This is a genomic window from Ureaplasma diversum (assembly GCF_000941095.1).
GTDB classification, from domain to species: Bacteria; Bacillota_I; Bacilli_A; order Mycoplasmatales; family Mycoplasmoidaceae; genus Ureaplasma; species Ureaplasma diversum.
This window is the reverse complement of record NZ_CP009770.1, coordinates 546,195-565,355: the sequence shown is the minus strand read 5'-3', so window position 1 is coordinate 565,355 and position 19,161 is coordinate 546,195. Positions and strand designations below refer to the sequence as shown.

At 27.4% G+C, this 19,161-nt stretch carries 14 protein-coding genes and 1 tRNA gene; 9 read left to right on the top strand and 6 right to left on the bottom strand.

Annotated elements, in window-relative coordinates; all coding sequences use genetic code 4:
• Positions 1-71 precede the first annotated feature (71 nt).
• Positions 72-485, top strand: coding sequence for an Mbov_0400 family ICE element protein (locus JM47_RS02275; RefSeq protein WP_208894804.1), 414 nt, complete (start codon positions 72-74; stop codon positions 483-485).
• The gene (locus tag JM47_RS02270) at positions 469-1,269 is read left to right on the top strand and encodes a hypothetical protein (RefSeq protein ID WP_208894803.1); all 801 of its coding nucleotides are present in this window, start codon (positions 469-471) and stop codon (positions 1,267-1,269) included. Before JM47_RS02275 ends, JM47_RS02270 begins: the two co-directional genes overlap by 17 nt.
• 395 nt (positions 1,270-1,664) lie before the next feature.
• Here the strand turns inward: JM47_RS02270 and dcm are convergent, their stop codons facing one another.
• The 6 genes from dcm to JM47_RS02245 all read right to left on the bottom strand — a co-directional run bounded on the left by dcm (position 1,665) and on the right by JM47_RS02245 (position 6,813).
• A complete protein-coding gene (gene dcm / locus JM47_RS02265; protein WP_222702320.1) occupies positions 1,665-2,525 on the bottom strand; it encodes a DNA (cytosine-5-)-methyltransferase in 861 nt (286 codons plus the stop codon).
• Positions 2,494-2,622 (bottom strand): DNA cytosine methyltransferase, encoded by a 129-nt coding sequence (locus JM47_RS04030; RefSeq protein ID WP_222702319.1) that lies wholly within the window; start codon positions 2,620-2,622, stop codon positions 2,494-2,496. The genes dcm and JM47_RS04030 overlap by 32 nt, the downstream gene beginning before the upstream one ends.
• A gap of 160 nt (positions 2,623-2,782) precedes the next feature.
• A complete protein-coding gene (gene upp, locus JM47_RS02260; RefSeq protein ID WP_038103558.1) occupies positions 2,783-3,406 on the bottom strand; it encodes a uracil phosphoribosyltransferase in 624 nt (207 codons plus the stop codon).
• 58 nt (positions 3,407-3,464) lie between these two features.
• Positions 3,465-4,382, bottom strand: coding sequence for a deoxyribonuclease IV (locus tag JM47_RS02255; protein WP_208894802.1), 918 nt, complete (start codon positions 4,380-4,382; stop codon positions 3,465-3,467).
• Between the two features lie 2 nt (positions 4,383-4,384).
• Positions 4,385-5,596, bottom strand: a complete 1,212-nt coding sequence (locus JM47_RS02250) for an acetate/propionate family kinase (protein ID WP_208894801.1) — start codon at positions 5,594-5,596, stop codon at positions 4,385-4,387.
• Entirely contained in the window at positions 5,596-6,813 is a 1,218-nt protein-coding gene (locus JM47_RS02245) for a DUF1600 domain-containing protein (RefSeq protein WP_208894800.1), read from the bottom strand. Before JM47_RS02245 ends, JM47_RS02250 begins: the two co-directional genes overlap by 1 nt.
• 162 nt (positions 6,814-6,975) lie before the next feature.
• Here JM47_RS02245 and plsY point away from each other — a divergent pair, with 162 nt between their 5' ends.
• The 7 genes from plsY to polC all read left to right on the top strand — a co-directional run bounded on the left by plsY (position 6,976) and on the right by polC (position 19,122).
• On the top strand, positions 6,976-7,761 hold the full coding sequence (plsY, locus tag JM47_RS02240; RefSeq protein WP_208894799.1) for a glycerol-3-phosphate 1-O-acyltransferase PlsY: 786 nt from the start codon (positions 6,976-6,978) through the stop codon (positions 7,759-7,761).
• A 67-nt stretch (positions 7,762-7,828) separates the two neighbouring features.
• Positions 7,829-7,917 (top strand) — tRNA-Ser (locus tag JM47_RS02235).
• A gap of 106 nt (positions 7,918-8,023) precedes the next feature.
• A complete protein-coding gene (gene cls / locus JM47_RS02230) occupies positions 8,024-9,628 on the top strand; it encodes a cardiolipin synthase (protein ID WP_231428091.1) in 1,605 nt (534 codons plus the stop codon).
• A 93-nt stretch (positions 9,629-9,721) separates the two neighbouring features.
• Positions 9,722-12,412, top strand: coding sequence for an isoleucine--tRNA ligase (gene ileS, locus JM47_RS02225; RefSeq protein ID WP_208894798.1), 2,691 nt, complete (start codon positions 9,722-9,724; stop codon positions 12,410-12,412).
• A gap of 2 nt (positions 12,413-12,414) precedes the next feature.
• The gene (gene tsaD, locus JM47_RS02220; protein ID WP_208895284.1) at positions 12,415-13,377 is read left to right on the top strand and encodes a tRNA (adenosine(37)-N6)-threonylcarbamoyltransferase complex transferase subunit TsaD; all 963 of its coding nucleotides are present in this window, start codon (positions 12,415-12,417) and stop codon (positions 13,375-13,377) included.
• A 17-nt stretch (positions 13,378-13,394) separates the two neighbouring features.
• Positions 13,395-14,525 carry a methionine adenosyltransferase gene (metK, locus tag JM47_RS02215; protein ID WP_208894797.1) on the top strand — a complete coding sequence of 377 codons (1,131 nt, stop codon included), beginning with the start codon at positions 13,395-13,397 and terminating at the stop codon, positions 14,523-14,525.
• Positions 14,526-14,817: 292 nt separating this feature from the next.
• Positions 14,818-19,122: a DNA polymerase III subunit alpha gene (gene polC / locus JM47_RS02210; protein WP_208894796.1), complete on the top strand. Its 4,305-nt coding sequence runs from the start codon at positions 14,818-14,820 to the stop codon at positions 19,120-19,122.
• Positions 19,123-19,161 lie beyond the last annotated feature (39 nt).

Genomic DNA, 19,161 nt, shown 5'->3' with positions numbered 1-19,161 from the left:
AGAAATAAATGTTATTAAAGAATAGTAAAGAATCTAAATAAGAAACAATAAGAAAATTAGTAGGAGTTTTTATGTCTGAATTTAAAAATTACCCATCTTGTTTTAAAGAATACACAATAATATTCAATGTTTACGGAGAACCAATTAATGAACACCCTGTTGTTATTTGATATAACGAATATGAAGGAATGTACTATTTTGTTAAAGCAAGAAGTGCAACAAAAAGTGGAATAAAAATACCGCCTTTTGAAACTGAAACTTTAATTCCAGCAATTCTAACATCAAAAAAAGTTTTATTTTATGAAGATAGTTTAGTAGATTGTTCTCAAATTTTTCGAATGAACAAGTATGAATTTGAAATTCTTTATGGAAATAACGATCCACTAGATGTAGAACTACTTCCTTATCCATATGTTATAAAAATAATTGACAAAATCGAAAAAAACCTAGAAAAAAGACATCTCATCAATGGATGTAAAAATTAAAAATTTCGATGAGTGTGAGAAAGCTCTTGAAAATGGCAAACAAATTACTCCTATCATTGAACCAAAACTATTGTATGCAAGCGAAGATAGTTTTAAACGAGAAAGTAGTTGAATTCAGAAATTAGAAGAAAATGCTGATTCAAAAACTCTTGAAAGAGCTAAGAATTTTTATAATAATTATCAGAATCAATGATACAAACCTGTTGTATTGAATTGAATTTCAAGTGCTATTGATTTTGCTAAAGAATGATTTGATGATACTAGAATTAATAAACCAATTTACGATTTGCTTTATGATAAACAATTGCTAGATAAGGGATATAGTGTTTATGAAATTATTAAATTGGTTGAAATAGAATTGAAAGATAATGTTGATTTTAAAAACTATGTAATATCTGATGTTGATATTTGAAAAAGTCTTACACTTTCTTGAGGCGAAACAAAAACTAATTTAAATTATGAAGATGAATATTACTACAACTCAGAAAAATTAAAAAATAATCAACATAACCATTTTTTCAGTAAATTAGATGATAAACAACTTTTAGAATTCAAAGAAGCATATGAAGATAATGAATCATTAGTTGAATGAATTAATAATAGTTGTTTTAAAGAGGAGTATGATGATTGATTAAAAAGAAACAAAAGGGTTATTAATCAAGCAACTCTAAATCCAAATTATTTTGTTAGGATAAGATTAAAAATCAAAGATATTTCTATTATTCAAAAGCAATTAGAAGAGCGAAATCTTGTTAGTGGTCAACAACAAGAAATAGAACAATAAGTTGAACGAATTGAAAAACAATTTAATCTAAAACTTAAAAAAGATTTGTGATTATTAATCATAGATATAATAAAATTAAACCTTATAGATAAGAACATAATATTTCATTTAATGTTTATCAAGAACCCATTAATAATTAACCAGTTGTTGTTTGGTTTGATAGTAATGAAGAATGCACTATTTTGTTAATGCAAGAAGTTTAGATGATGCATATCTTTTTCTAGGATTTTAACAGCAGTAAGTGTTATTGAAACTTCAAATGATGCACCCGCCTTTTTAAAGAAGTGGTTTGTTTTGAGTTTATATGTAGCATTAAAAACTACAAAAGTAATAAATAAGTAGTTGATTTATTCCTTCTTATCTATACTTAAAAAACACTAGTACTTTTGATCATACTAGTGTTTTTTCATATTCTTAATCATCTCTTTAGCTATAGCATCAATCACATTAACAGTCATAGTATTTCCAGCTAAAGATAATATCTTATTGTTGTTTAGTTTGTATTCTTTAACTTTAGAAGTCACCTTTTTTTCAAACCCTTCAAGCAGTAATGCTTCATACCCACTTAGCTTTTTAATTTTGTTATCTTTAATATAAAGTAAACCATGACGATTAGCTCTTAGTGTTGGAAAATATTGATGATATTTTCTTAAATCTGATTGTCGTCAATCAATAACATAATTGTTTCAACTTAGTATTTGTTCATTACTAAATTGATTGTTATTATATTTATTAGCTAAATACTTTTGGAATATGGGATCATAAATATTAAATTCAAGATCATTGTCAGGATCAATAAAATGATCAAAAACTAGATTAGATATGATCTTATCTGGAAATTTAAAAACATTATTATCATATTCTTTTTTAAAACCAACAATATATACTCTTTCTCTAGTTTGTGATACATCAAAATCAATACTATTTAAAACTTTATAATAAACATTATAACCAATGCTTTCTAGTTCACTTATGATTGTTTTAAAACTTGATCCTTGATTATGATTAATTAATCCTTTAACATTTTCTAAGATGAAATATTTAACATTTTTATGTTTCATAATCTGGATTAATGAATAGATGATTAAACCCCTTTGATCATCAAATCCAGCCCTTTTTCCTGCAATTGAAAATGTTTGACAAGGAAATCCAGCAATCAACAAATCAAAGTCTGGTAGTTGATTTATATCAACTTGTACTAGATCACCATAATTTCTATGATCATTAAAAAAAGAGTTGATATGTATAAAGGGCATCTTTGTTGATTTCACAATGTCCTACACATTCTAAACCATTATTTTCTAAACCAATTCTTCCTGCTCCAATCCCAAAACAAAAATCAAAAAATTTCAATATCTCACACCCCCTTTAACTATTATTAGTAACAATCACTTTTAGATTTATAAATTGATTATACAACTACTAAATTAATTATAAATATATAGATATAAAAATACTAGCGACTTTAATATAAAAGTTAAACACTAGTATTTTATTGATGATTAATAACTAATTACTTAGTTCCAAAGATACGATCACCAGCATCCCCAAGCCCTGGTGTAATGTATCCGTTTTCATTTAATTTTTCATCAAGTGCAGCCATGTAAACATGAACATCTGGATGGACTCTTTGAATCTCATTTAAACCCTCAGGAGCTGCTACAATACAAACAAATTTAATAGATTTAGGTTTAAACTTTTTAACGATATTAACTGCTTCAACAACACTTCCCCCTGTTGCTAGCATTGGATCTAAAATGATCACATCAGTTTCAGCAATGTGTGGTGGGAATTTTTTAAAGTATTCAACTGGTTTAAGTGTTTCTTCGTTTCGATATAAACCAATATGACCAATAGTTGCTGTTGGAATTAAATTCTTAACTCCATCAACCATTCCAATTCCAGCTCTTAAGATTGGAACTAGACAAATTTTGTTTTTCAATTTATAACCTTTAGCTTTTTTAACAACTGGGGTTTGGATCTCTATTTCATTTAATTTTAAATCCTTTGTTGCTTCATAAACCATAAGTTGCGTTAATTCTTCTAAGTTAGTACGAAATAAAGTTGTATCAGTACTTACTTTACGCATTCTTGTTAGTTTATCTTTAATAAGCGGATGGTTAATAATCGTATGCATACAAAACTCCTTATGATGTGCTTAAAAGCACATTATAATTATTATACCTAATCAATGCTTATTTGTTATTAGTTAATTGTTTTTTAATATCAAACCATTGTTTGTTTTTGATCATTTCAATTTCATATTTATAAATAGGAACACTATTTTGATCATCTATATCAAACCAAGGTGTTTCTAAGATCTTTGGTAAATGATTAAGTTTAGGGTGATATAGAATATGAATTAATGCATCAAAACTAATATATCCATACCCTAAATTTTCATGACGATCTTTATGAGAGCTTATTGGATTTTTAGAATCATTAATATGTAAAACTTTAATGTATTCTAAACCAATTTGTTGATCAAAATCTTCTAGATATTGATCAAAACTAGCTGGTGTTAAATCAATTCCACCTTCATGTAAATGGCAAGTATCTAAACAAACACCAATTCGATCCTTGTTCTCTATTTGATCAATGATCATTTTTAGTTGGGCTGTATTAATTCCAATTTCACTCCCTTTACCTGACATTGTTTCTAAACAAACTACTACATCATTATCAACTAATTTAAAAGCATTATTAAGAGCATAAGCTACTTGTTTAGTAGCTGTTTCTAAATCCTGACCAAGAGCACTTCCTGGGTGTAAAACAATATATTTTATCCCCATAGCAGCTGTTCTTTCTATTTCTTTAATTAAGAAATCAGCTGCTAATTTTCTTGTTTCATTTTTAGCTGAACAAGGGTTGATGATATATGGGGCATGAACTACTAAATTTTTAGGATCTATATTATTAGCTTTAAGTAGTTCAAATGCTTCATCAATTTTAAATTGTTCAACTGGTTGACGTTTTGTATTTTGTGGAGCACCAGTGTAGACCATAAATGTATTAGCATTATAACTAATAGCTTCTTTTACACTTCCTAAAAAGAAGTCTTTAGCTTTTAAACTAACATGTGATCCAATAATTAAGTTATACTCTTTGCTCATAATTAATTTCCTTCTAGTTGTTCAATATCTTCTTGATTAGTTTGTTTTAGTTTAGTTTTGTTTGCTTCTAACATCATATTAGTATATTTAAGAATCATTAAGTTTTCATTTGTTTTAAGTAAATAAAGATCAAACTTTGATGAATCAACTGAAATCTTATTTAATTGATTTGAAGCTATGAATTTAGTATTGATTAGATCTAAATCAATTAGCTTGATTTGATCAACAATTAATCTTATGATTTGACTATTAAACTCACAAACCCCACCAGTAAATACAATCCCATCAACTTTAGTTAATTGATTTAAATATAATAGGATGTATTTAATAATACTGTTAGTATACATATCTAAAGTTTGTTTTTGGTTTTTAGTAAATGTCTTTAAATTAATTAATTTATTAATATCATCTTTAACTAATGAACTTAATCCACTCTGTTTATTTAAATAATCAATGGTTTGTTTAAGATCTCATTGATAATGTTCACTAATTTTAAGAAGAACAGTTGGATCAAGATCTCCACTTCTAGTTTTCATTAATAAACCACTAAGGGGTGAGTAGCTCATTGAACAATCAATTACTTTACCATTTTTAATTAAACAAACTGAACAACCAGAACCTAAATGTACCATTACTAAATTTGGTTTTTTGATCTTTGTACTTCTTATAAAGGTTTCTAAGCAATAAGCATAAGAAATACCATGAAACCCCCGCTTGTATAATTTTAGTTTATTAGCTAAACGTTGGTTTAATGGTAATTTTTTATTTGCTATTTTATTAAAGAAATATGAATCAAAAGCACAAATGATACTAGGGTTATTAACACTAGTTTTAATTTGATCGATTAAAGCAATGCTTAAGGCATTATGAATAGGACTAACTGTTATATTTGCTTTGATGTTTTCGTATAATTGATCATCTAACAAAGCAACAGGACTATTTACATAATCACAAAATACAATTCTTAGTACATAATGTTTTATATCATCAACTGTACTAATTAAGTTTTGTTTAACTAAGAAACTTAATAAATAAGCTACATAATTATCAACTGGTTCATTGATTTTTAATTTAGTGTGTTTTTGTTTAATTTTATAATCAATAAACTTGAGGTTTTTGATCATTTTGATCTTACCACTAACATAAAGTTTATGTTTAGATCCATATAAACTAAACTTTAATGATTCGCCCCCTAAGTTAAGTATTAATATCATTAATTAGTTTCCTTAATTATTGGATTATGAATAAGTTGTTTATTAAACTTCTTAACAATTTTATTATTGATTGCTCAAAAAGCTGATGTTGTAGCAATCATTAATAAGAAAACACCAATAAATACTAATAACATAATTGGATCACCATTTAGAAATGGTCATACATTAGTCATTAATGAATAAACAGAGACATTAGCTACAATTGGTAAAAAGATAGCATACAATAAATAAATACTAAAATAGAAAGTAGTGCAGCAAATAATGTGCTTATATTTGATTGTAGTAGCTACTTTGTTGTTAAAAAGTACATATAAAGCAAACACTAAAAAAGTAATTGGTGTTACTATATGATGATAAAAACCTGTTAAAGAGTTAAATCAAGATCAAGATGGTGAACGTGAATTAAATGGATATAAAACTCCTGTTCAAATTACTCCAACGATTAATATATAAACTAAGATGGTAATTAAATAAGTGTTGTTTTTAACAATTCTTGCTTTTGGATTAATTAAATAAATCAATAAAACAACAATCGCCATTCAGTTACTTTGTACTGTAAAATAGTGTAAATTACCAATTCATGAGTTAGATCCATAATAGATCTTAGTTTTTAGATTAATATCACTATAATCTGGTTTAATGTTATTTAAATCAACTGGTCAGTAATCTAATAAGAATAAACAACAAAAAGGTAAGAAGATAATAAAAGCAATTAATGCAGCTATTGATAATTTATTTTTAATATTAAATTCAATTTTATTATTATCACTTAAGATTCAATAAAATGTTTTTGATCAATAAAAAGCTTTGCTTTTAATATGTTTAATTAATTGATAATAAGCAAAAGGATTAAATAATATAGAAGCAAATACTAAACTAACAAATTCCTTTTTTGTAAAATGTTTATTTTTAGAAATATTTAAAAAGAATAAAACATTAACAAAACAATACCAAATAATACTATATAAACCAACAGCTCCAGCTTGTTGTTGGGGTAAATATGAATAGTTTGAAATTGTATAATCAATCGGATATTTTAAGAATTGTTGATCGTGTGCTAAAAGCACACTTAAACAAATAATAAAGATCAACAAAAAAGCATTAGTAATAATGATCTGATTTAATAGTTTTGGTACTATTTGCATTAATTGATTATTTCAATATCGATTAACTTGTTCATTAAAAGAACGGTTGATATATCGTTTTTTAACTTTCATAACCACTCCTTAATAAAGACAATATTATAGTATATTTTAAAAAATTATAAGCTAAAGCATTTTATTTAATTGTTTTAGTCTAATTATTGATTAAGATTAAGTTTATTAGTATTATATAATATATATTAATACTTTTAAGCTAATTTAGATTGTAGGTTGATTATGGATAATCAAATTTACCAGGTTATGCTTGGATATATTCTAACCTTGATAATAGCACCGATTTATTCATATTTAATTGGAAGTTTAAATGCTAGTATTATCTTAGGATTAATCTTTAAAAAAAGAGATATTCGAGAGCAAGAATCTAAGAATGCAGGGGCAACAAATATGTTGCGTGTTCATGGTAAGAAATTAGGGCTTCTTACAATGTTTTTAGATATCTTAAAACCAATTATAACAGTCTCAATTACATTCTTAATTTATAAATATCAACTACGATCACCATTTGATTTTAGTAATGGTTTTAATATAGCTATCTTAGTTTATTTTGGTGGTTTGTTTACGATTTTAGGACACTGTTTTCCGATTTATTTTGGGTTTAAGGGAGGAAAAGGAGTGGCTTGTTATGGGGGATTGTTAATTGTAATGAACCCCTTTGTTGCTTTAGTTGGGATCATTATTATTTTAATTATTTTAGCAACTAAGCATTATATGTCTTTAGCTTCAATTGTAGCTGCATCAATTTGTGCTGTATTAGTTTTAATTCCTGGAATTAATTACAGTCCATATATTAATGAAGATATCAATTATTTTGTTTATGCATTAAATCCAAGTATAAGAAGTACTTCATATCTTTTAATTTATACAATTCCATCAGCTGGCTTTATTATCTTAAAGCACAAAAAGAATATTGAACGATTAATTCTAAGAACTGAAAATAAAACTTATTTAAGTTCTAAATTAAAAAATAAAGCAGAAAAAGCTGAACAACAAATCAAGAATTAAAAATATTGTTGTAATTTATTACTTTTTTGATTATAATTTTAAGGTTATATAAATTCCTTAAAAGATTGGAAACATACTCAAGTGGTTAAGAGGGCACCCTGCTAAGGTGTTAGGTCGTTCTGCGGCGCGTGGGTTCGAATCCCACTGTTTCCGCCATTAAATGTTTATAAAAAAGTAGGTTCTTCCTGCTTTTTTCTTTTTTTATTTTTAACCCTTATTAATTGTTTATAATTCTTTATAGTTAGAAGGTTTACTTTTTAGTATGATCAAGAATCGAATCTTAGAAAAAATTATTGTTATCTTAATAATTGCTTTAATCGTAATTGGTGTAGGTTTAGTAAGTTATCACTTCTTTAATCGAACAGTTGTTATTGTCTCAACTTGTTTATCAGCAGCTTATTTATTAAACATCACACTTGGTCTTTATATTCTCTCTTCTCAACAAAGAAATGATCGAAGTAAAAAAACTTGGTTATTTGCTTTTTTAATTCTTCCATTGATTGCTATTATTCTTTTCTTATTATTTGGTCAACAAGCTTTTAAAGAAAAGAAAAAGAAGGATATTATTCAAAAAAGAAAAATCTTATTTGAATATGAAGACTACAGTTTTATTCACGATTTTATGAGCTATAACTATAGTTCAGAACCAGGTTTAGAGTTGTTTGCTAAGGTTGTTAAATATAGTTATAACTTATATGGAACACCAATTTATAATGATGCCCAGATTCGCTTAATTGAAGAACCAACTATGATGTTTGAAGAAACAATTAAATTGATTCGTAAAGCAGAAAAATCAATTTATTTACAATACTTTATTATTGAAGATGGAAGTTGATTAGATGTTATTGTAAATGAACTAATTAAAAAAGCTAAAGAGGGTATTAAAATCTATTTACTATATGATTGAGTAGGTAGTTTATTTAAGTTTAAAAAAGAAACAAAACTTAAATTAATAGCTAATGGTATTAAAGTAGCTAAGTTCCATGCTAAAGCTGATTTAAAGATGCGAAGTACAATTAATTTCCGAAACCATCGAAAATACTTAATTGTCGATGGGAAGTATGCAATTACAGGTGGATCTAATATTGGTGATTCATACTTAAACATTGATCGAAGTATTGGTCACTGAATGGATCTTAATTACTTTGTGTCTGGTGGTATTGTTCATACAATGCTACTTGAGTTTATTCATGATTGATATTATTATGTACCACGATCACATAAATTAGATTTCGATCAATTAATTAATGAAATGGGTATTGATCAGTTTGAGATCAAAGATTATAGTACACCAAGCATTAATGATATTAAAGAAAGTACAATGACTTGTTTAATGCATACTGGTCCAAATCAATCAACTAATTCATTAATTGAAATTTTATCAATGGCATTTGCTAATGCTAAAAAATCAATTAGTATCTTCACTCCTTATCTTTTCCCAACTGAAGAGTTGATTGTAGCATTATGCTCTGCTGCAAATGCAGGGATTGATGTGCAAATTATGTTGCCAGGAAGAACAGATTCATCACCTTTTATCTTATCAATGAATAGATTAAGTTATAAGAAGTTAATTAGTTCAGGGGTTAAAATTTATGAATACTCTGGGTTTATGCATACTAAAGCAGTTTTAATTGATAATGAAACAGCTTTACTTGGTTCATATAACTTAGATAATAGAGCTCTTGTTATTAATTTTGAATCATTACTTTTCATCTATTCTAAAAAAACAAATCATCAGATTCAAAAATTATTTTTAGAGATGACTAATAATTCAAAATTAGTGACGCTTCAAGATCTTGAACAAAAACCAACCGCAAGACAGGTTGTTGAAACCATCTTTGTTAACATTTTCCAACCATTGCTTTAATACTTAGCAATGCTTTATTTTTTTAGTTTTAAAATAGTGTAAAATATTAGAATATGATTTTTTAAAAAAATCAATATAAAAAGGAGCAAACTTATGGATTATAAAAGCACACTGAATATGCCTTTTACAGAGTTCGAAATGAAGGCAAATCTAAATACAAAAGAACCAAAAATTCAACAATTTTGAGATGATCATAAAATTTATGAACAATTATTAGCTAAAAACAAAAACTACCCTACTTTTGTATTACATGATGGTCCACCATATGCTAACGGATCAATTCACATCGGTCATGCTTTAAATAAAATCTTAAAAGATATTATTGTTACATATAAAAACATGAACCGTTTTTATGCTCCTTTTATTGCTGGTTGAGATACACACGGCTTACCAATTGAAGTTGCTTTAGCTAAGAAAACAAAGCTAGCTAATGATAGTGTAAGCAAGCGTAGAGATCAATGTAAAGAATATGCTCTTGAACAAATCGCTATTCAAAAAGGTCAATTTCAACGACTTGGACTTTTAACTGATTTTAAAACTAACTACTATACACTTGATCATCAATTTGAAATTGATCAGCTTAACCTTTTTAAAACACTTTTAGAAAAAGGTTATATTTATCAAGATTTTAAACCAGTGTTCTGATCTTGATCATCTCAATCTGCGCTTGCTGAATCTGAAATCGAATATGCTGAACGAACTTCAGATGCTATTTTTGTTAAATTAATGCTTAAAGATGATGCTTTATTTAACAATCAAAATACTTCTTTAGTAATATGAACAACAACTCCTTGAACTTTACCAGCTAACTTAGCAGTAGCTATTAACCCTAACATTAGCTATTCATTAATTAAAACAGATAGTTCACAATTAATTATTGCTACTGATTTAGTTGAATCGTTTACTAAAAAAGTAGGAATAGAAAATTATTCAATTATAAAAACTTTAGATCCAAAAGAACTTGAAAAGAAAGCATATATTTCACCAATTAACAATCAAGAATGTTTTGTTATTTTAGATGATTATGTATCTTCAATTGATGGTACAGGACTTGTTCATAATGCTCCTGGTTTTGGTTTAGAAGACTATTATGCTTGTAAAAAATATGGGATTGATGCTTTAGTTAACATTGATAATTATGGAAAATATAATAGTTTAGTTAATGATCCTGAACTTGAAAATATGTTCTATGAAGATGCTAATCCAGTTATTATACAGCGACTAAAAGCCAAAGATTTAATTATTCACCATGAAAAAATAACACATAGTGTTGCTCATGACTGACGTACTAAAAAACCTGTTATGTACAGAGCTACTAAACAATGGTTTGTATCTGTAGAAAATGCCTTAGAAGCGATTTTAAAAACACTTGATAATGATGTTTCTTCAACTAATTCTAAGGGTATAGAGCGAATGAGAGAGATGGTAATTAATCGAAAAGAATGATGTATCTCTCGTCAACGGGTTTGAGGTGTACCAATCCCGATGATCTTTGATCAAGACTATAATCCAATTAATGATCTTGAATTAGTTAATCACATCATCAATGTTTTAGATCAAAAAGGAGTAAATGCTTGGTTTGAATTAGATGTTAAAGAATTTTTAACAGAAAAATATTTAAACACAAATCAAACATACTATAAAGAAAAAGATATTATGGATGTTTGATTTGATTCAGGAAGTTCTTATAGTATCTTAAAACATCATAATTTAAACTATCCAGCTGATCTATATTTAGAAGGTCAAGACCAGTATCGTGGTTGATTTAACTCTTCAATTATTACAGGAACTATTCTAAATAATAAAGCACCATATAAATTCCTTTTAGCCCATGGAATGGTATTAGATGGTGAAGGAATGAAGATGTCTAAATCTAAAGGAAATGTTGTTGATCCACTAAGTGTATGTAATGTTTATGGAGCTGATGTTTTAAGAATCTGAATAGCTAATTCTGATTATAGTAGTGATATACGAATTAGTGAAGATATTCTAAAACAGAATGCAGAAATCTATCGAAGAATCCGTAATACCTTATTTAAATATTCTTTATCTGTCTTAGCTGATTTTGATTTTAAACAACATTATACAACTAATGTTAGACAAGAAGATTTATATGTTCTAAAGCAATTTAAAGATTTAATGGATCAAGTTAAAGTAGCTTATGAAACATATAATTTTATGGATGTAATTCGTTTATTTAATAAGTTTGTACTTGAACTATCTTCTTGATATTTTGAAAACATTAAAGATGATCTATATTGTTTAGAAATAAACAATGTAGCTAGAAGACAAATTCAATCAACTGTTTATTTTATTCTTAAACATTCATTGATTGCATTAACTCCAATTATTCCACATACAACTGAAGAAGCTTATTCTTTCTTAAATGCAGATAAATTAGAATCAGTTAAACTAGAAGAATTTTTAGTAGATGATGATTTTAAATTTAGTGGGGATATAGATCAAATGCAAGCTTTCTTTGAAATTAAAGATGTTGTCTTTAATGAATTAGAAAAAGCACGAAAACAAAATTTAATCAAAAAGAATAATGAAGCACTTGTAGTTTTATCTAAAGAGATGATTAAAGATACTGAATTAGCTAATAACACTAGTTTATTAAAGAAATGATTCAATGTAGCAAAAGTTGAATTTGGTGATCAATTAGCTGTAAGTAATGCTAATTTTAAAAAATGTTTACGTTGTTGAAACCATTATCCAGATGAAGAAATGTATAATGATGAAGTTTCAAAAAGATGTATAGAAGTGATGCAAAAACAAAAATAGTTATGGAACAAAATTATTTTATTTTAAGCATTGAAACTAGTTGTGATGAAACATCTGTTGCTATTTTTAATAATCAAAAACTATTATCTCATGTTATTAGTTCATCAAGTGAAAACCAAGCAGCTCATGGGGGTGTTGTCCCTGAATTAGCAAGTCGTTATCATGAACAAAATATTGTTAATGTTTATTTAGAAGCAATTCAGAAAGCAAACATTGATCCATTTATTATCACTCACATTGCTTATACTGCATTTCCAGGTTTACCTGGTTGTTTACACGTTGGAAAAGTATTTGCTAAAGAATTAGCAAGTTTACTAAACGCTGAATTAGTACCAATTAATCATTTACATGCTCACGCATTTTCAGCAATCATTGATCAACCAATCCATTTACCAGCTTTAGCCCTTGTTGTCTCAGGTGGGGAAACTGTGATTTATCAGATCAATGATTATGATCAAATTAAAGTTTTAAACCAAACGCAAGATGATGCAGTTGGTGAGGTTTTTGATAAAGTAGCAAGAACTTTAGGATGAGCTTATCCTGGTGGTCCAATTATTGATAAGAATTATGATCCTAAACAAGCTGATATACAATTCATTAAACAAGCTCCTGTTGATGCAATGTTTAGTTTTAGTGGACTTAAAACAGCTATCATCAACTATATTCATAACCATAGTCAAAAGAAATTGAAAATAAATGCTGTACAAATTGCATCAAGTTTTCAAAAATTTGCGATCAATGAAATTGTTAGAAAAGTACAATATTATTTAAACCAAACCAATCTAAAGCATTTATTAGTTGGTGGGGGAGTATCTGCTAATTCTTTACTACGTTCTGAATTATTAAAATTAGATACAACAGTCTATCTTCCGCAACTTCTTTACACTGGAGATAATGCTGCAATGATCGGTGCTTATGCTTATGGTTTAATCAAAAATAATAAAAAATCAATTTTAGTTAAATAATTAAAAAGTAGGAATATATGAGATTTGAAAAATTAATTACTAGTGAAAGTGTTGGAGCAGGACATCCAGATAAAATTTGTGATCAAATTAGTGATGCAATTTTAGATTCTTGCTTAAAACAAGATAAAAATTCACGTGTAGCTTGTGAAGTATTAGCTTGTAATCGTTTAATTGTAATTGCTGGTGAAATTACTACTGATGCATATGTTGATGTAGTAAAAACTGCTTGAGAGATTATTAAACCACTAGGATATACTGAAAATGATTTTACAATTATCTCAAATGTTAATTCACAATCTGTTGATATTGCTCAATCAGTTAACAAAAAAACTGAAGAAATTGGGGCTGGAGATCAAGGAATTGTGTTTGGGTATGCATGTAATGAAACACCACAATATATGCCACTTACCACTGTTTTAGCTCATCAATTTTTAGCTGAAATAGAAAGACAACGATTAAGTGGTGAATTTGTTGGTATTAGATCTGATATGAAATCACAAGTTACAATTGATTATACAGATAGTCAAAATCTAAGAATTCATACTTTTTTAACAAGTATTCAACATGATGAAGATTATGATCGTGATTACTTTGAAAATAAAATTAAAACAATCATGGACGATCTTGCTAAAAAATATCATCTAAATACTGATTTTATTAAAATCATCAATTCATCTGGTCGATTTGTGATTGGTGGTCCAATTGGGGATACTGGTTTAACTGGACGTAAAATCATTGTTGATACTTATGGTGGGATTGCTCGTCATGGTGGGGGAGCATTCTCTGGAAAAGATCCAACTAAAGTTGATCGAAGTGCTTCATATTTTGCACGATGAATCGCTAAGAATGTAGTAGCAGCTAAACTTGCAGATCGTTGTGAAATCCAATTAGCTTTTGCTATTGGTCAACCTGCTCCTGTTGCAATGTTTATTGAAACATTCAATACAAACAAATATCCTGAAGCTAAAATCTTAGAAGCAATTAAGAAAAGTTTTAATTTTAAAGTAAAAGACTTTATAGCTGATCTAAACTTATTAGAAACAAGCTATCAACCAACAGCAACTTATGGGCATTTTGGAAGAGATGATTTAAATCTAAGTTGAGAAAAAACAAATAAAGTTGATACTTTACTTAAAAACATTAAATAAAACGGAACTGACCACAAATTGGTCAGTTTTTTGTTATTTTAATAATACTTAGAATAATATAATAAAAATCCTTTTAATACCATTTTTAAGTAATTTTTAGTAGCTTTAAAGACTTTTTTAAATATTTAATAACATTATTATAAAGTTATTAAAATTAATACTATAGTTGTTAGTGTTATGATTATTTTAGATCTTAACTGCATAAATCATTATTGATATTAAAACTTACTTTTAATATATATTAAGATGATCTAAAACTAAATAATGATATTGATTGAAAGAGTGTTTAAATATGAAAGCGAAATTAGAACAAATAGCTGAAATTGATCAAGCTTTAGTTGACCAATTACCTAATTTTAAAATCAAAATGAATCAAACAGATAGATTTACAGCAACGCTTACACTTCTTTTTGAATCATTTGTTGATTTTGCTACAATTCAAAAACTAAAATCAATTAAACCAAAAATTGATGGTGTTAAAATCCAGTTAATAAACTCTTGAGAAAATGTTGATCAAAACCAACTTGCTTTATTTTGAAATCAAGCTGTAGCTGATTGTTCTTTAAAAATTAATTCAAATCTAGAAACTATTCATTCAGTTAGTTTTAGTGAAGCATCATTTAGTTTTAAAACTGATGATTTAAATTTTGTCCAACAAGTTAATGCAGCTAAAGAACAATTATTAAAAACACTTTTAGATTGATCAATTAATACAAACACAATTGATATTGAATACATTGACAACAGTAGTACTTATTTATTAGAAAACCAAGAACGAACTCAAAAAGAATTAATTGCTCAACAACAAAAACTTGAAACTATAAAAGCTCAACAAGAAGCTCAAACTAAAGCAATTAATGATTATAAATATACTAATTCAATTCACAATGCCATGAATCCGATCCCACTAAATGATGTAACTGAAGAAATGAAACAAGTATGGGTTCAAGGACAAGTTTTTCATGTTGAAAAAGAATCAAGAAGAAACGGATTTATATATCGATTTAGAATTTTAGATGATACTAATACTCTTGAAATTTTTGAATTTGCTTTAAACGAAAATCCAGAACGAGAAAAAATCAAAAAGAATGATTGAATCGTTGCACTTATTACAATTCTACCAACACGAAACGATGGAGTTAAACAAAACTTTGTTGGTAAAATTAATAAACTATTATTAAAACCACAACAAATTGATCAAGCTTTTTTCTCACCCCGTATTGAATTCAACTTCCATACAAAAATGAGTGCACTTGATTCAATTATTGAACCCAAAGACTTAATTGATTTTGCTACTAAAAACAATTTAAAAACAATTGGTATTACTGATCGAAATGTTGTACAAGCATATCCGGAAATTTTTACTTATTTAAACAAAACTAAAAGTGATTTAAAAATAATATATGGAATTGAAACTGAAAAAATTCCATCATATATTGAACTAGTTCTAAATCCTTGTGATCAAAATCTAAATAATGCTACATATGTTGTTTTTGATATTGAAACAACAGGACTTTTTCCAAACTATGATGGAGTCATTGAAATTGGAGCAATCAAGATCAAAAACAATGAACTTTTAGGTAGACTTAGCTTCTTTTTAAAACCAAATAAAGAAATTAGTTTAGCTACTCAAGAATTAACTAATATTACTAATTCTGATATTGCCGATGCAATCTCTGAAAAAGAAGGATTAATAAAAATCTTTGAATTCTTCAAAGACAGTGTACTAGTTGCTCATAATGCAATTAACTTTGATATTAACTTCTTAAATATTAGAGCAGTTCATCATAATCTAGAACCACTTAATAACCCTGTGATTGATACATTAATGATCTCAAGAGCAATCAATAAAGATTTTAAAAGTCACCGTTTAGGATGAGTATGTAAAAAGTATGGAATTGATTATAATGAAGACAGTGCGCATAGAGCTGATTATGATGCAGAAGTATTAAATCAAGTCTTTAAAGTAATGTTAGATAAATTATTTCATGAGTATTCAATAACTAATTTAAATGAAATTAATGATAAATTACAAAACGATACACTAAGAAGTAGAATCTTTGGTAAATGATTAAATCTATATGTTAAAAAACAAGAAAATATAAGAGATATGTATGAGCTAGTTTCACTATCTCATACTGATAACTTTTTTTCAAGACCAACACTTTATAGAGAACAAATTGAAAAGAAAAGAGAAAATGGTTTATTAACAACTAATGCAGTTCATGAATCTGATCTAATTGAAGCTTTATTTTCTAAAACTGATCAAGAAATTAAAAGTATTATACAGTCGTATGATTTTATTACATTACCATCTCTTAAAACCCAAGCTCATTTAACATATGAACAAAATAAAATTAGTTTAGAAGATCTTAAACATGCTTTTGTTAAACTAGTTAGTTTTAGTTATGAATTAAATAAAAAAGTAGTGTATTCAAATACTCCCTACTTTTTAGATGCTGATCATAAAAAGTTTTATGATGTATATGTTCATTCAAAACAACTAGAAGGGAAATCACACCGGTTTAGTCATGAAAAATATGTACCTGATCTTTATTTAGATGATGCTAAAGCAGCTGAATTTGAACTTTCATATTTAAATAATGAAACTTGAATTAATGATATTATTTACAATCACCCCCAAGCAATAGTAGATTTAATTGATGATAGTATTGCCCCGCTTAAAAGTGGTTTATATGCTCCAAAAATTGAAGGTGTTAATGAAAAAGCTAAGGCTTATATTTATGAAACTGCCCACCGGATTTATGGAGATCATTTACACCCAATTATTCAAAAACGATTAGATCGAGAATGAAATGCAATTAGTGAACACGGGTTTACTGTTGTTTATTGAATTTCACACTTATTAGTAAAAAAATCTTTAGAAGATGGATATGGTGTAGGGAGTCGGGGATCGGTTGGTTCTTCACTTGTTGCAACATTTTTAGATATAACTGATGTTAACCCTCTACCCCCACACTATTTGTGTACTAAATGTAAATATTGTGAGTTTGTTGAAGATGCTGATGATGGGTTTGATTTAGTACCTAAGAATTGTTCAAATTGTGATCTTACTTTAACAACAAATGGACATAATATTCCATTTGAAACCTTCTTAGGTTTTAATGCTGATAAAGTACCTGATATTGATTTAAACTTTTCTGGACTTTATCAACAAACAGCTCATAACTTTATTATGGAATATTTTGGATCTTCACACGCTTTTAGAGCTGGAACAATCGCAACAGTTGCTGAAAAAACAGCTTTTGGAATGGTTCGAAAATATTTTGAAGAACAAAAACTAGATCCTAAAGTTCGTGATTCAACAATTATGTTATATGCACTTGCTTGTATTAACTCAAAACGAACAACAGGACAACACCCAGGAGGAATTATTGTAGTTCCTGAAGATTTATCTATTTTTGATTTCTCACCATACAACTATCCAGCTAATAAAAAAGAAGAAAACTGATTAACAACCCATTTTGCTTTTGAATATTTACATGATAATTTATTAAAGTTTGATATTTTAGGTCATGATAATCCAACGATTTTAAACCTTATTAAAAAATTAACAAACATTGATGATCGTGATGTACCAATGTATGATTTAAAAGTTATTGCATCATTTAGTGATATATCTGTTTTTAATCTAGAACCACGTGATGTTTTAAACGAGACAACAGGAGCTATTAGTATTCCTGAATTTGGTACTAAGTTTGTGCGACAAATGTTAGTTGACACCAAACCTAAATCATTTGCTGACTTGATACGGATCTCAGGTTTATCTCATGGAACTGATGTTTGATTAGATAATGCTCAATCATTAATTAAATCAGGTAAAGTACTAAAAGATGTAATTGCTTGTCGGGATGATATTATGACCTATTTAATCGCTTTAAACATCGAACCATCAATTGCTTTTGCTGTAATGGAAGATGTAAGAAAAGGTAAGAAAATTAAATTAGATCATCAAAAGATCTTACAAGAAAAACAAATTCCACAATGATATATTGAATCAGCTAATAAGATTAAATATATGTTCCCAAAAGCACACGCGACTGCTTATGTAATGCACGCTTATAAATTTGCTTGATTTAAACTTTATTACCCCCTTGAATACTATGCTGCTTTTTTAAGTGTGCGAGCTGAAAAAGTTGATATGTTAATTATTAAAAAAGGGAAATTAGCAATTGAAGAAGAATATAAACGAATTGTTGATAAAGAAAATAAAGCTAAAAATGGTAATGGACCAAAACCAACAACAGCTGAACTTGAATCATTAAACACTTATGAAATTATGGTTGAACTATTAGCTAGAGGAATTAAAATCAATAATGTTGATATTAAAAAATCAGCTGCAACTGACTTTTTAATCGATCGAGCAACAAATAGTATTATCCCACCTTTTACAATGCTTCCTGGATTAGGTGAGATTGTTGCAAATAGTATTGTAAGTGCACGAGATGAATTACAATTTGCAACCATTGAAGATCTAAAGGCTAGAACTAAACTATCAAAAAAAGATCTTGATAATTTATCAAAAATTGGTGCACTTGATGAACTAAGTGAAACAGATCAGTTGACTTTATTTTAATTTAGGATTATTTTTGATTATTAACTAAATTATTAAATC